The organism is Tsukamurella hominis (genome assembly GCF_965137015.1).
GTDB classification, from domain to species: domain Bacteria; phylum Actinomycetota; class Actinomycetes; order Mycobacteriales; family Mycobacteriaceae; genus Tsukamurella; species Tsukamurella hominis.
The window spans coordinates 103,721-116,648 of sequence record NZ_CBCRZG010000004.1; the positions used below are offsets into that span (position 1 = coordinate 103,721).

The following is a 12,928-nucleotide window of genomic DNA, read 5'->3' on the forward strand; positions in this document are numbered from 1 at the left end:
AGAGTTGCTGACATGAAGCTCACGGATGCACTCGAAGAGAAGTTCAACGACCAGATCACCCTGGAGTTCGAGGCCTCGCTGGTGTACCGCCAGCTGGCCATCGAGATGGAGATCCGGGACCTCCCGGGCATCGCGGCATGGCTGCGCCACCAGGCCGACGAGGAGATCGTCCACGCCAACAAGTGGATCGACCATCTCTCGGATCGCGACAACCACCCGCGGATCGGCGCCTCCGCCGCTCCGAAGGTGGACGTGACGACCGTCCTCGACGTCTTCAACGTCGCGCTGGAGCACGAGCGCCGCGTGTCGGACTCGATCCGCGACCTGTACCGGGCCGCGAACGACGACATCGACTCCAAGAGCCTCATCCAGTGGTTCGTCAACGAGCAGGTCGAGGAGGAGGCCACGGTCAGCGAGATCGTCGGTCGCCTCAAGCTGATCGACGGTGACGGCCCCGGCCTCCTGCGCCTCGACGAGGAGCTGGGTTCGCGCCCGACGCGCACCACCGAGGCCTGATCAAGCCACCTATTGCAGCCCGGGAAACGGGGTCCTCCACCACGGAGGGCCCCGTTTTTCGTTCGCTCCCCTTCCCTTCATATGGCCGACCGTGCTAATTTTTGACCATGCGGCCAGAAAATGAATCGAGCGGCCAGAGGTCGTTCATCGAGGAGGCCCGCCGCCGGCAGATCATCGCGGCGGCGGTCGAGGTCCTCGCGGACGAGGGCTACGGCCGCGCCACCCTGGCCCGGATCGCGCGCCAGGCCGGAATCTCGAAGGGCGTGATCTCCTACCACTTCGACGGCAAGGACGACCTGATGCGACAGGTCGTGGTCCACCTGTTCGTGGCCGGCGCGGAGTTCATGGGCCCCCGGCTCGCCGAACAGCACACCGCGACCGACGTCCTGCGGACCTACATCGCCACCAACCTGGAATACATCGCGTCGGAGCGCCGGTTCCTGGGCGCCATGGTCGAAGTGGTCCTCAACCTGCGCAATCCGGACGGGACGCCCGTGTTCGGCCCGAGCGAGGGCGAGCAGGAGATGCTCGCACCGCTCGCCGAGATCCTCCGGGACGGCCAGGCTTCCGGCGAGTTCTCCTCCGGCTTCGACCCGACGATCATGGCCCGCCTCATCCGGGACGCGATCGACGGTGCCGCCGGCCGCGCCGCGCGCGATCCGGACCTCGACCTCGACACCCACGCGGAGCAGATGGTCCGCGTCTTCCTCGCCGCGGTACAGCCCCCGCCGCGCGAGCACTCTCCCCTCGCACCGTCGGAGGACACCGATGACTGAGACCACGTCCGCCCCCGCCGAACGCCTCGACACCCCCGAGCCCGCGCCCGTCGCGTGGGTCGCCCTCGTGCCCATCCTGCTGCTGAGCGGGATCGCCGCCGCGTTCGGCGCGAGCAAGTACCACCTGTTCGGCGACGAGCTGTACTTCATCGCCGCGGGCCACCACCTCTCGGTGAGCTACGCCGACCAGGGACCGATCCTGCCCCTGCTGGCCCTCCTCGGCGACGCGATGCCCGGCGACTCCCTGGTGCTGTTCCGGCTGCCGTCGGTCCTCATCACGATCGCGGGGATCCTGGCGTCGGCGTTGATCGCCCGCGAGCTGGGCGGCGGGCGGTTCGCGCAGGCCCTCACCGCCGGCGCGTACGCGACGTCCACCTTCCTCCTGCTGCAGTCCTCGCTGCTCGCCACCAACGCGATCGACACGCCACTGTGGGTGGCGATCACGTGGCTGGTGGTGCGCTGGGTGCGCACCCGGCAGGACTGGCTGCTGTTCGCGGCGGGCGTCGTGACCGCGATCGACATGCAGGTCAAGTGGTTGATCCCCGTGTTCTGGGTGTGCGCGATCGTGGCTTCGCTGGTCTGGGGCCCGCGGAACCTCGCGCGCCGCCCGGCGTTGTGGCTGGGCGGGGCGGTCACCGTGGTCACGATGATCCCCGCCCTGGTGTGGCAGGCGGACCGCAGCTGGCCGTACCTGCAGCTCACCGATCAGGTCGCCGAGGAGAGCCAGTACGCGGGCGGGCGCATCGGCTTCGTCCCGATCATGCTGCTCACCGCGGGCGTACTCGGCGCGCTCCTGCTCCTCTACGGCCTCTACGCCCTCATGCGCTCGGATCGGTTCCGCCCGTACCGGTTCATGGCGCCCGCGTTCGTGCTGCTGGTGATCGTCTTCATCATCACCGCGGGCCGGCCGTACTACCCGGGCGGGATGCTGCCCGTGATCATCGCCGCCGGCGCCGTCGCGTTCGAGGCACTCCCGAAGCCGAAGCTGAAGGCGGCCCTGACGGCGCCGCTGTCGATCCTCGCGGTCGTCTCCATCGTCGTGAGCCTGCCGTTCACCCCCGAATCCGAGATCGAGGAGCCGAAGTCGGTGATGGAGGCCGGCATGCAGATCTCCGTCTACGGCCAGTTCGGCTGGCCCGAACTGACCCGCGCCGTCGAGCAGTCGATCGCGGAGCTGCCGGAGGGCGAGCGGCCGCAGGCGATCGTCGCCAGTTCCTACTGGCAGGCCTCCGCCCTGCAGTACTACGGACACGGCCTGCCCCCGGTGTTCAGCCCGAGCCGCGGCTACGGATACTTCGGTGCGCCCGAGGATTCGGCGACCACCGTGCTCCGCGTCATCAACTCCGATGCCGAGCTGCAGGACGACATGTGCGACCGGGCCCGCACGCTGCGTCGATTCGACTACCGGATCGGCTTCCCCACAGCGTCCACCGGCGTGGACATCCGGCTCTGCCACCCGCGGGCGCCGTGGTCGACGCTGTGGCCGGAGCTGCGGCGCATGTGAGACGCCGGCACCGGGGATCCGCTCAGCCGCGGTAGCGCGGCGAGCGGGGCACCGGCCGCGGCTCCAGCGTCCGCAGTAGCGGCATCGCCCGGAAGGGCACGATCTCGGACAACACGACGATGCTGATCGACCGCGCGACCAGCGGGGACCGCCCGATCCGGAGCAGGGTCTCCTGCAGGTCCAGGTGCGATGCGGCGGCCACCCGGCACAGCACGTCGCTCCCGCCCGTGGTGGCGAAGGCCTCGAGGACGTTCGGTACGGCGGCCAGCTCCTCGGCGACGGCGCTCAGCTCGCCCTGCGCCGTCTCCAATTGGACGAAGCACTGCACCCCGAAGCCGGCGGCCGCGACATCGAGGTGCGGCTGGTAGCCCGCGATGACGCCCGCCTCCTCCAACTTCTTCAGCCGCGCCTGCACCGTCGCGCGCGCGACGCCGACCCGCCGCGACGTCTCGAGCACCCCGATCTGCGGGGCGCGGTGCAGCGAGTCGAGGAGCGCGAAGTCGACGTCGTCGAGTGCCACAGGTTCCAGCACGAAGCTCCCCTTTTCTAGTCGATTTGTCTACATCATCGGCCATCCGACCCGTGGTTCGGGGCAGTTTGGGCAATAGGAACTGTCGGCATTGCCACCGGACCGTCGCGCACAGATGGTGGTGACGTAGATGACATCCGGCCCGGAAGGTGAGACGACCATGACGACGAGGACCGCACCCGAGCAGACTCCCCTCGAGCAGACCCTGACCGACGAGGAGAAGCTCGCCGGCCTCGGCGCCGACCAGCTGCAGCAGCTCGTCGGGCTCGTCTCCTACGACGCCACCCGCGACGCCTTCCCGGTCAACGGCTGGGACGCGATCGTCTTCGTCGTGGGCAACGCCACCCAGACCGCGCACTACTACCAGTCCGTCTGGGGCATGGAGCTGGTCGCCTACCGGGGACCGGAGCAGGGCGCCCGCGATCACAAGGCCTACGTGCTGCGATCGGGGTCGATCCGGTTCGTCGTCCAGGGCGCCGTCAGCCCGGACAGCCCCCTCGTCGGGCATCACGCCCGGCACGGCGACGGCGTCGTCGACATCGCCCTCGAGGTCCCCGATGTGGACCGGTGCATCGCGCACGCCCGGGCCTCCGGCGCAACGGTGCTCGAGGAGCCGCACGACGTGACCGACGAGCACGGCACCGTGCGCATCGGTGCCATCGCGACCTACGGCGAGACGCGGCACACGCTGGTGCAGCGCGTGGTCGACGGCGCCCGGTACGACGGGCCCTACCTCCCGGGCTACATGCCCGCCACCAGCACCTTCCGCAAGCGTGACGGCGCGCCCAAGCGCATCTTCCAGGCCCTCGACCACATCGTCGGCAACGTCGAGCTCGGCCGGATGGACGAGTGGGTCGGCTTCTACAACCGCGTCATGGGCTTCACGAACATGGCCGAATTCGTCGGCGACGACATCGCCACCGACTACTCCGCCCTCATGTCCAAGGTGGTCGCGAACGGCAATCACCGGGTGAAGTTCCCGCTCAACGAGCCGGCGATCGCCGCCAAGCGCTCGCAGATCGACGAGTACCTCGAGTTCTACGGCGGCCCCGGCGCGCAGCACCTGGCCGTCGCCACGAACGACATCCTCGCCGCGGTGGACGCGCTGCGCGCCGAGGGAGTGGAGTTCCTGAACACTCCCGACGCCTACTACGACGATCCGGAGCTGCGGGCGCGGATCGGGCAGGTGCGCGTCCCCGTCGAGGAGCTGCGCTCGCGCGGGATCCTGGTCGACCGCGACGAGGACGGCTACCTGCTGCAGATCTTCACCAAGCCGCTGGGCGACCGGCCCACCGTGTTCTTCGAGATCATCGAGCGCCACGGCTCGCTCGGCTTCGGCAAGGGGAACTTCAAGGCCCTGTTCGAGGCCATCGAGCGCGAGCAGGACCGCCGCGGCAACCTCTGACGCGACACCGGAACGAGGAGAAATCCCATGGCCTACTACCGCAGCGTCGGAGCGATCCCGCCCAAGCGCCACACCCAGTTCCGGCGCGACAGTGGGGAGCTCCACTACGAGGAGCTGGTCGGCGAGGAGGGCTTCTCGTCCGACTCGTCCCTGCTCTACCACCGCGGCATCCCGTCGGCGATCACCTCCGCCGAGCCGTGGGAGCCGGGCGACCTGAGCCTGACGCCCAACGCGCCGCTCCTGCCCCGGCACCTGCGCCTGCACGAGCTGTTCGACGACGACGCCCCCGCCACGGACCCGGTCACCGGTCGGCGCCTGGTGCTGGGCAACGCGGACGTGCGGATCTGCTACGTGGTGGCCTCGAACCCGTCGCCGCTGTACCGCAACGCGATCGGCGACGAGTGCGTCTTCGTCGAGGAGGGTTCCGGCGTCGTCGAGACCGTCTTCGGCGCCCTCGAATTCCGCACCGGCGACTACGTCCTGATGCCCCGCGCGACCACCCACCGCTGGGTACCCGCCGCAGGGACGACGGTGCGCGCCTACGTGATCGAGGCGTGCGGCAGGGGCGGCGGGCACATCGCCCCGCCGAAGCGGTACCTCTCGCGGTACGGCCAGCTGCTCGAGCACGCGCCGTACTGCGAACGGGACCTGCACGGCCCGTCGGAGCCCCTGCTGCGCGAGGGCACCGACGTGGAGCTGCTGGTCAAGCACCGCGGCGCGGGCGGCGCGACCGGCACGCGCTACGTGCTGCCGACGCACCCGTTCGACGTCGTCGGGTGGGACGGGTGCCTGTACCCGTACACCTTCAACGTCGCGGACTTCGAGCCGATCACGGGCAGGGTGCACCAGCCGCCGCCGGTGCACCAGGTCTTCGAGGGGTCGGGCTTCGTGGTCTGCAACTTCGTGCCGCGCAAGGTCGACTACCACCCGCTGTCGATCCCGGTGCCGTACTACCACTCGAACGTGGACTCCGACGAGGTGATGTTCTACGTCGCGGGCGACTACGAGGCGCGCAAGGGCACCGGGATCGGTCCGGGTTCGATCTCGCTGCATCCCGGCGGTCACGCGCACGGACCGCAACCTGGCGCGATGGAGGGCAGCATCGGCATGGAGCGGTTCGACGAGCTCGCCGTCATGGTCGACACCTTCGCCCCGCTGCAACTCGGCGAAGGGGCACGAGCCGTGGACGACGGTGTGTACTACCGTAGTTGGTCGCGATGACCCCGCTCCTGGCTGGGCTCGTCGACGACGCCGGCCTGTTCCCGCCGACGGCGCTGTCGATGAGCGAGGCGCTGGTGCGGCACAGCCGCGACCTCGCCGGGCGCGACCCGATGCTCACGCACCGGTTCCTCTGCCCGGTCGAGCGGATCGACGAACTGCGCGCCGGGCTCACCGACACCGACCGGATCGCGGTGGGCCTCATCGCCTCCGCGGGCACGTCCGATGGTGCGCTCGCGGCCGCTGCGGCGACGACGACCGATGCCGACCCGCGCGTGCGGCTCGCACTCGTCGAGATCGCATCCGATCCCGCTGATCTGGACGCCGCGCTCCCGGCAGCGACCTCCTTCGATACGCCGGTCTTCGTCGAAGCTCCCGACCGCGCGGACACCCCGCGCCTCGCCGCAGCCCTCGCCGGACGCGGGGCGGGACTGAAGGTCCGGTGCGGCGGAGCCCGCGCCGCCCTGTTCCCCCGCCCCGACGAGCTCGCGGCCGCGCTCGTCGTGGCTGCCGCAGCGAACGTCCCCGTGAAGGCGACGGCCGGCCTGCATCACGCGGTGCGACACCGGGATCCGGCGACCGGATTCGTCCACCACGGCTTCCTCAACCTCGTGCTGGCCGCCGCGCGTGCCGCGGCCGGCGCCCAGCACGGAGCCGTCACCGCCGCGCTGGCGAACACCGACGGCCCGGCGCTCGCCGCCGAGGCCCTGAGCCTCCCGCCCGACGGTGCCGCAGCTGCCCGCCGGCTCCTGCGCGCCTACGGCTCGTGCAGCACCACGACCCCGCCCGCCGAGGCCGCCGCGTTCGGCCTCGCCCCCGCACCCTGACCGAAGGACAGCGATCGTGACCACCACCTGGGCACCCGTGCCCGCCGGCTCCGGCTTCGGCGTCGAGAACCTGCCCTACGGCGTCTTCCGCCCCGCCGTCGGCGCTCCCCGCGTGGGCGTGCGCATCGGCGACCACGTGCTCGACCTCGCTGCGGCGCTGGGGGATCCGATCTTCGCGGCGCCGTCGCTGAACGGCTTCCTGGCCCGCGGCCGCGCCGACTGGCGCCGGGTGCGCGCGGAGATCGTCGCGCTGCTCACCGATCCCGCGCGCGCGGCCGAGGGGACGGCGGCCCTGCACCCCGTCGCGGAGGTGGCGTTGCAGCGGCCCTTCGAGGTCGCCGACTACGTGGACTTCTACGCCAGCGAGCACCACGCCACCAACCTGGGCCGCCTGTTCCGGCCGGATTCCGCTGCGCTGCTGCCGAACTGGAAACACCTGCCCGTCGGTTACCACGGACGCGCGGGCACCGTCGTCGCCTCGGGAACGCCGATCGTGCGGCCCGCCGGGCAGCGGAAGGCACCGTCGGACGAGGCCCCCGTGTTCGGACCGTCCGTGCGCCTGGACATCGAGGCGGAGCTCGGCTTCGTCGTCGGCGCGGGCAGCGACGCCGGAAAGCCCGTCGACACCGGGGGTTTCGCCGATCACGTCTTCGGCGTCTGCATCGTCAACGACTGGTCGGCGCGCGACATCCAGGCGTGGGAGTACGTGCCCCTCGGCCCTTTCCTCGGGAAGAGCTTCGCGACCTCGATCTCGCCGTGGATCGTGCCGCTGGAGGCGCTGGAGGCCGCGCGCATCGCGACGCCCCCGCAGTCCCCCGAGCCGCTCCCCCACCTGCGCGACGCCGAGGACTGGGGCCTGGACGTCGATCTCGTGGTCGAGCTCAACGGCGAGATCGTCTCGCGCCCGCCCTACGCGCCGATGTACTGGTCGCCCGCGCAGATGCTGGCGCACATGACGTCGAACGGCGCGCGGCTGCGCACCGGCGACCTGTTCGCCTCCGGCACCGTTTCCGGTCCCGAGCGCGACCAGCGCGGCTCGCTGATCGAGCTCACCTGGAACGGCACCGAGCCGCTGCGCCTGGCCGACGGCTCCGAGCGCACCTTCCTGGCGGACGGCGACGCCGTCACCCTCCGCGCCACCGCGCCGGCACCGGGCGGCGGCCGCATCGACCTCGGCGAGGTGACGGGGCGGATCGCCCCGACGCCCGCCTGACCCCGGGGGAACGACGAACGGCCCACGGAGTCTCCTCCGTGGGCCGTTCGATCCGTTCGGTCCGGCAGCGCCTAGACGAGCAGCTCCGCGATCTGCACGGTGTTCAGCGCGGCGCCCTTGCGCAGGTTGTCGCCGCTGATGAACAGCGTGAGGCCGCGGCCGTCGGGCACGCCCGGATCCTGGCGGATGCGGCCGACGAGCGAGTCGTCGGCGCCCGCTGCGGCGAGCGGCGTCGGCACGTCGACCAGCTTCACACCGGGCGCCGCGGCGAGCAGCTCCTGCGCCCGCGCCACCGACAGCGGCGCGGCGAACTCGGCGTTGATCGACAGCGAGTGGCCGGTGAGGACGGGCACGCGCACGCAGGTGCCGGACACCAGCAGCTCGGGCAGGCCGAGGATCTTGCGCGACTCGTTGCGCAGCTTCTGATCCTCGTCGGTCTCGCCGGAGCCGTCGTCCACGATCGCGCCCGCGAGCGGCAGCACGTTGAAGGCGATCGGCGCGACGTACTTGTTCGGCGCGGGGAAGGCCACGGCCGAGCCGTCGTGCACCAGCTTCTCGGCCTCGGGCTCCACGGCGCGCACCTGGGAGACCAGCTCCTCGACGCCGGCGAGGCCGGACCCGGAGACGGCCTGGTACGAGGAGACGATGAGCCGCTGCAGGCCCGCCTCGTCGTGCAGCACCTTGAGCACCGGCATCGCGGCCATCGTGGTGCAGTTGGGGTTGGCGATGATGCCCTTCTTCAGGTCGCGGACCTGCTCCGGGTTCACCTCCGAGACCACCAGCGGCACGTCCGGGTCCTTGCGGAAGGCGCTCGAGTTGTCGATCACCGTGACGCCGGCGGCGGCGAACCGCGGCGCCTGCACGCGCGACATCGTCGCGCCCGCGCTGAACAGCGCGATGTCGAGCCCCGTCGGGTCCGCGGTCTCGGCGTCCTCGACGACGATCTCGCGGTCCCCGAAGGGCAGCTTCTTGCCCGCGGACCGCGAGGACGCGAAGAACCGCACCTCGTCGGCCGGGAAGTTCCGGTCCAGCAGTAGCTGGCGCATGACGGCGCCCACCTGTCCGGTGGCGCCGACGACTCCGACGCGTACGCCCATGACTATCGCCCCGTTCCGGCGTAGACGGTGGCCTCTTCGTCCGAGCCGAGGTCGAAGGCCTCGTGCAGCACCTTGACGGCCTCGTCGAGCTCGGTGTCGCGGATGAGGACCGAGATGCGGATCTCCGAGGTGGAGATGAGCTCGATGTTGATGCCGGCCTTCGACAGCGCCTCGCAGAAGGTGGCCGTGACGCCGGGGTGGCTCTTCATGCCGGCGCCCACGAGCGAGACCTTGCCGACGTGGTCGTCGTAGACCACCGAGTCGAAGCCGATCTCCTTGCGCAGGGCCTCGAGCTTCTCGACGCCCAGCGGGCCGAGCTCGCGCGGCAGCGTGAAGGTGATGTCGGTGCGGCCGGTGTCCACCTTGGACACGTTCTGCAGCACCATGTCGATGTTGATCTCGGCGTCGGCGATCGCGCGGAAGACGCGGGCGGCGTAGCCCGGCTTGTCCTCGAGGCCGACGACGGTGATCTTCGCCTCGCTGCGGTCGTGGGCGACGCCGGTGAGAATTGCCTCTTCCACGGGGATGTCCTCCATAGATCCGTTGACGATGGTGCCGGGCTTGGTCGAGTACGACGAGCGCACGTGGACCGGGACGTTGTAGCGGCGCGCGTACTCCACGCACCGGAGCATGAGCACCTTCGCGCCGCACGCCGCCATCTCGAGCATCTCCTCGAAGGAGACGGTCTTGAGATGCTTGGCGTTGGGCACGATGCGCGGGTCGGCGGTGTAGATGCCGTCGACGTCCGTGTAGATCTCGCAGACGTCGGCCTCGAGCGCCGCGGCCAGGGCGACGGCGGTCGTGTCGGAGCCGCCGCGGCCCAGCGTGGTGACGTCCTTGGTGTCCTGCGAGACGCCCTGGAAGCCGGCGACGAGGACGATCTTGCCGTCGTCGATCGCTGCCTGGACGCGCCCGGGCGTGACGTCGATGATCTTCGCCGCGCCGTGCTTGCTGGTGGTGATCACGCCGGCCTGCGAGCCCGTGAAGGACTGCGCCTCGGCGCCGAGCGAGTGGATGGCCATCGCGACGAGCGCGTTGGAGATCCGCTCGCCCGAGGTGAGCAGCATGTCCATCTCGCGGGCGGGCGGCGCAGGGCACACCTGGTTGGCGAGATCGAGCAGCTCATCGGTGGTATCGCCCATGGCGGAGACGACGACGACGACGTCGTTGCCCGCGCGCTTGGTCTCGACGATCCGTTCGGCCACGCGCCGGATGCGCTCGGCGGAGGAGACGGAGCTGCCTCCGTACTTCTGGACGACGAGTGCCACGTGGAACCTCTCCGTTGCGGTCTTCGATGTGCGTCTCGATCCTACCGACCTGGGTTCTTCGCCCCGGAGGGCACCGCTTCCAAGCGGTGCGCAACCCGTCGTTCAGCGACATCACGGATAATCGGTGGGAACGCGAACACAGGAGATCCCCATGAATCCCTACGGCGGCCAGAACCCCGGCCCGAACGCCGGCGGACGCCCCGCCGGGCAGCCGGGCGGGCAGCCCGGCGCCCAGCCCCGACAGTGGCAGGGCGGGTACCCGCGGGGCGGCCACCCCGGCGCTCCCCAGCAGGGCGGCCACGCCGCGCCGCAGGGCGGGCAGCCCGTCGGCCCGCAGGGCACGCAGCGCTTCGGTCAGCCGGGGCAGGCGCAGGGCGGGTACCCCGCCGGCCCCCCGCCGTACGGGAACGGCCCCGTCGGCGGCGGCGCGGGTGGCGGCAACGGTGGGGGCAACAAGGGCCTGATCATCGCGCTGGTCTCGATCGTCGCCGTGGTCCTCGTCGCCGGCGCGGTCGCCCTGGGCGTGAGCCTGCGCAGCGACGACTCCTCGACGGCGTCGCCCGTCACCTTCTCCGCGGGTGCCACGACGACGACGGCGGGCGCCCCGACGACCGGCGCCGTGACGCCGCCCTCCGAACCGGCCACCCAGTCCGACGGCTTCCTCACCACCGCCCCGAAGACCACCACCGGCGCGGGCACCGGCCAGACGGTGCGGCTGAAGCTATCGGCGACCGGCAACGGCGCGGGCGCGGTCGTCGTCGTCGGCGTGCGGGGCGGCGACATCCCGAAGGCGTCGACGCTGCCGTGGGAGTGGCAGGGCACCGCGACGATCGGCGATCGGATGTCGCTCATCGTCACCGGCACGGGACCGGTGACCTGCACGATCGTGGTCAACGAACAGGAGTTCACCCAGTCCGGGACGAACACCGTCGACTGCACGATCACCCGGGTCGCCGCTCCGTGACATCGGTCGGCGCGCGCGGGGGCGATGCGCCCGGCACCGTCGGTACGATGCAAGCCGTGCCGACCGCCCCCGACCTCGCCGACTCCGGAGCCGCGACGGCACCGTCGTCCCTGCTCGACCGCACCCGCGACGTCTGGCTCCCGATCGTCCTCTACCTCGCGATCCGCGGCATCGGGCTCGCGGTCCTCGCCCGGTTCGCGCAGCTCCGCAACCAGAACCTCGCCGATCTCCTGACGGCCTGGGACGGCAAGTGGATGATCGGGCTCGCCACGTACGGCTACAACGACATGCCGTGGCGGTTCGTGGACGCGCGGGGCGAGCACACCGCAGACACGGCCTACGCCTTCTTCCCGGGCTTCCCCATGCTGGTGCGCGCTGTGGCGCAGCTGCCCGGCTTCGACGCCTACCGCGCCGCCCTCACGGTCAACGTGATCCTGGGCTGCGCGGCCGCGGTGGCCGCCTACCGGCTGGGCCGGCTGTGCGTCGAGCACATGCCCCAGGTGCCCGACCATCTGGCGGAACGCGCCGCTCTCCTCACGACGGTGCTGTTCGCCGCCGCCCCGATGTCCATCGTGTTGACGATGGCCTACACGGAGGCCCTCTACTGCGCGCTGGCCGGGTGGGCGCTGGTGGGCGTCATGGAGCGCAAGTGGATCCTCGCGGGGATCTGCACGGCCCTGGCCGGCTTCTGCCGGCCCACGTCGGTGGTGCTCATCGGGGTGGTCGCGCTGGCGGCCCTCCTCGCGGTCCTCTCGTCCGACGGTGCCGAGCGCATCAAGGCGGCGCTGTGCGTGCTGCTCACGCCGCTCGGCTGGGTGACCTACCTGCTGATCGTGGCGCACCACACCGGCAGCCTCACGGGCTGGTTCCGGATCCAGACCGAGGGCTGGGGCACGACCTTCGACCTGGGCGTGCAGACGTGGCAGTTCGTGAACTACACCCTGATCAACGGATCGGACATCGCTGATCTGTCGGTGGTGGCGCTGCTCGCGGCGTCGGTCGTGTTGATCGTGCTCGCAGTCCGCGCGAAGATGCCGTGGCCGGTCACCCTGTACGGCGCGCTGGTGGTGATCTCGCTGCTCGGGTCCGGCGGCCTCATGATGTCGCGCCCGCGACTCCTGCTGCCCGCCTTCGTGCTGCTGATTCCGATCGCCATCGCGTTGGCGAAGACCGCGAAGCGCACGCAGATCTGGACCTGCGTCGGCGTCGTCACCGTCACGTGCTGGTACGGCGCGCACATGGTGAGCGTGTACCCGCACGCCATGTAGGACGAGGGCACGGCACCGTCGAGCGCTCCGGAACCGGCCTCAGGGCCTGACGTGCACCGGGGCAGGCGGGGCTGCGCCCCGCCGGCCGCGGCGGTATGTGCGAAGGGGTCAGGCGCGCAGGCTGAGCGGACGGATGTCCGACCACGCCGACTCGATGTACTCGAGGCACTCCGCCCGGGAACGGCCGCCCTCGCCGAAGGCAACGGTCCAGCCGCGCGGCGCGTCGCGGAACGTGGGCCACAGCGAGTGCTGGCCCTCATCGTTCACCAGCACGAGGAACTCGCCGGACTCGTTGTCGAAGGGGTTGTTCATATTCGTTTCTCCTTGTTGGAGGGATGGTGGG

The 12,928-nt window shown here is 71.0% G+C and carries 13 protein-coding genes; 9 read left to right on the plus strand and 4 right to left on the minus strand.

Going from position 1 to position 12,928, the window contains the following annotated elements; translation table 11 throughout:
* Positions 1–12 precede the first annotated feature (12 nt).
* The 3 genes from ACM9LD_RS07215 to ACM9LD_RS07225 all read left to right on the plus strand — a co-directional run bounded on the left by ACM9LD_RS07215 (position 13) and on the right by ACM9LD_RS07225 (position 2,796).
* Positions 13–516 carry a ferritin gene (locus ACM9LD_RS07215; protein ID WP_415676062.1) on the plus strand — a complete coding sequence of 168 codons (504 nt, stop codon included), beginning with the start codon at positions 13–15 and terminating at the stop codon, positions 514–516.
* 107 nt (positions 517–623) lie between these two features.
* Complete coding sequence (locus tag ACM9LD_RS07220; protein ID WP_415676063.1) at positions 624–1,292, plus strand: TetR/AcrR family transcriptional regulator; 669 nt, start codon at positions 624–626, stop codon at positions 1,290–1,292.
* On the plus strand, positions 1,285–2,796 hold the full coding sequence (locus ACM9LD_RS07225) for an ArnT family glycosyltransferase (protein ID WP_415676064.1): 1,512 nt from the start codon (positions 1,285–1,287) through the stop codon (positions 2,794–2,796). Before ACM9LD_RS07220 ends, ACM9LD_RS07225 begins: the two co-directional genes overlap by 8 nt.
* A 22-nt stretch (positions 2,797–2,818) precedes the next feature.
* Here the strand turns inward: ACM9LD_RS07225 and ACM9LD_RS07230 are convergent, their stop codons facing one another.
* Positions 2,819–3,328 carry an Lrp/AsnC family transcriptional regulator gene (locus tag ACM9LD_RS07230; protein WP_415676065.1) on the minus strand — a complete coding sequence of 170 codons (510 nt, stop codon included), beginning with the start codon at positions 3,326–3,328 and terminating at the stop codon, positions 2,819–2,821.
* A gap of 157 nt (positions 3,329–3,485) precedes the next feature.
* On the opposite strand from ACM9LD_RS07230, the gene hppD reads away from it, so the two are divergent.
* The 4 genes from hppD to fahA are packed head-to-tail and all read left to right on the plus strand — an operon-like array spanning position 3,486 to position 7,988.
* Positions 3,486–4,730 (plus strand): 4-hydroxyphenylpyruvate dioxygenase, encoded by a 1,245-nt coding sequence (gene hppD / locus ACM9LD_RS07235; RefSeq protein ID WP_415676066.1) that lies wholly within the window; start codon positions 3,486–3,488, stop codon positions 4,728–4,730.
* Positions 4,731–4,757: 27 nt separating this feature from the next.
* Entirely contained in the window at positions 4,758–5,951 is a 1,194-nt protein-coding gene (locus tag ACM9LD_RS07240; protein WP_415676067.1) for a homogentisate 1,2-dioxygenase, read from the plus strand.
* The gene (locus ACM9LD_RS07245; RefSeq protein WP_415676068.1) at positions 5,948–6,775 is read left to right on the plus strand and encodes a hypothetical protein; all 828 of its coding nucleotides are present in this window, start codon (positions 5,948–5,950) and stop codon (positions 6,773–6,775) included. Before ACM9LD_RS07240 ends, ACM9LD_RS07245 begins: the two co-directional genes overlap by 4 nt.
* A gap of 16 nt (positions 6,776–6,791) precedes the next feature.
* Positions 6,792–7,988 (plus strand): fumarylacetoacetase, encoded by a 1,197-nt coding sequence (gene fahA, locus ACM9LD_RS07250; RefSeq protein ID WP_415676069.1) that lies wholly within the window; start codon positions 6,792–6,794, stop codon positions 7,986–7,988.
* Between the two features lie 71 nt (positions 7,989–8,059).
* On the opposite strand, the gene ACM9LD_RS07255 is transcribed toward fahA, so the two are convergent.
* Together ACM9LD_RS07255 and ACM9LD_RS07260 are read right to left on the minus strand one after the other, a co-directional pair.
* Positions 8,060–9,085, minus strand: coding sequence for an aspartate-semialdehyde dehydrogenase (locus ACM9LD_RS07255; RefSeq protein WP_415676070.1), 1,026 nt, complete (start codon positions 9,083–9,085; stop codon positions 8,060–8,062).
* 2 nt (positions 9,086–9,087) lie between these two features.
* A complete protein-coding gene (locus ACM9LD_RS07260; RefSeq protein WP_415676071.1) occupies positions 9,088–10,353 on the minus strand; it encodes an aspartate kinase in 1,266 nt (421 codons plus the stop codon).
* A gap of 151 nt (positions 10,354–10,504) precedes the next feature.
* On the opposite strand from ACM9LD_RS07260, the gene ACM9LD_RS07265 reads away from it, so the two are divergent.
* Together ACM9LD_RS07265 and ACM9LD_RS07270 are read left to right on the plus strand one after the other, a co-directional pair.
* A complete protein-coding gene (locus ACM9LD_RS07265) occupies positions 10,505–11,317 on the plus strand; it encodes a hypothetical protein (RefSeq protein WP_415676072.1) in 813 nt (270 codons plus the stop codon).
* 47 nt (positions 11,318–11,364) lie between these two features.
* On the plus strand, positions 11,365–12,585 hold the full coding sequence (locus ACM9LD_RS07270; RefSeq protein WP_415676073.1) for a mannosyltransferase family protein: 1,221 nt from the start codon (positions 11,365–11,367) through the stop codon (positions 12,583–12,585).
* Between the two features lie 108 nt (positions 12,586–12,693).
* Here the strand turns inward: ACM9LD_RS07270 and ACM9LD_RS07275 are convergent, their stop codons facing one another.
* Positions 12,694–12,897 (minus strand): MbtH family protein, encoded by a 204-nt coding sequence (locus tag ACM9LD_RS07275; RefSeq protein ID WP_224648152.1) that lies wholly within the window; start codon positions 12,895–12,897, stop codon positions 12,694–12,696.
* Between the last annotated feature and the right edge of the window lie 31 nt (positions 12,898–12,928).

Bases quoted from the DNA above. Each gene is read 5' to 3' on its own strand.
- ACM9LD_RS07215 (WP_415676062.1), top strand. From the start codon at position 13: ATGAAGCTCACGGATGCACTCGAAGAGAAGTTCAACGACCAGATCACC.
- ACM9LD_RS07220 (WP_415676063.1), top strand. From the start codon at position 624: ATGCGGCCAGAAAATGAATCGAGCGGCCAGAGGTCGTTCATCGAGGAG.
- ACM9LD_RS07225 (WP_415676064.1), top strand. From the start codon at position 1,285: ATGACTGAGACCACGTCCGCCCCCGCCGAACGCCTCGACACCCCCGAG.
- hppD (WP_415676066.1), top strand. From the start codon at position 3,486: ATGACGACGAGGACCGCACCCGAGCAGACTCCCCTCGAGCAGACCCTG.
- ACM9LD_RS07240 (WP_415676067.1), top strand. From the start codon at position 4,758: ATGGCCTACTACCGCAGCGTCGGAGCGATCCCGCCCAAGCGCCACACC.
- ACM9LD_RS07245 (WP_415676068.1), top strand. From the start codon at position 5,948: ATGACCCCGCTCCTGGCTGGGCTCGTCGACGACGCCGGCCTGTTCCCG.
- ACM9LD_RS07255 (WP_415676070.1), bottom strand. From the start codon at position 9,085: ATGGGCGTACGCGTCGGAGTCGTCGGCGCCACCGGACAGGTGGGCGCC.
- ACM9LD_RS07265 (WP_415676072.1), top strand. From the start codon at position 10,505: ATGAATCCCTACGGCGGCCAGAACCCCGGCCCGAACGCCGGCGGACGC.
- ACM9LD_RS07270 (WP_415676073.1), top strand. From the start codon at position 11,365: ATGCAAGCCGTGCCGACCGCCCCCGACCTCGCCGACTCCGGAGCCGCG.
- ACM9LD_RS07275 (WP_224648152.1), bottom strand. From the start codon at position 12,897: ATGAACAACCCCTTCGACAACGAGTCCGGCGAGTTCCTCGTGCTGGTG.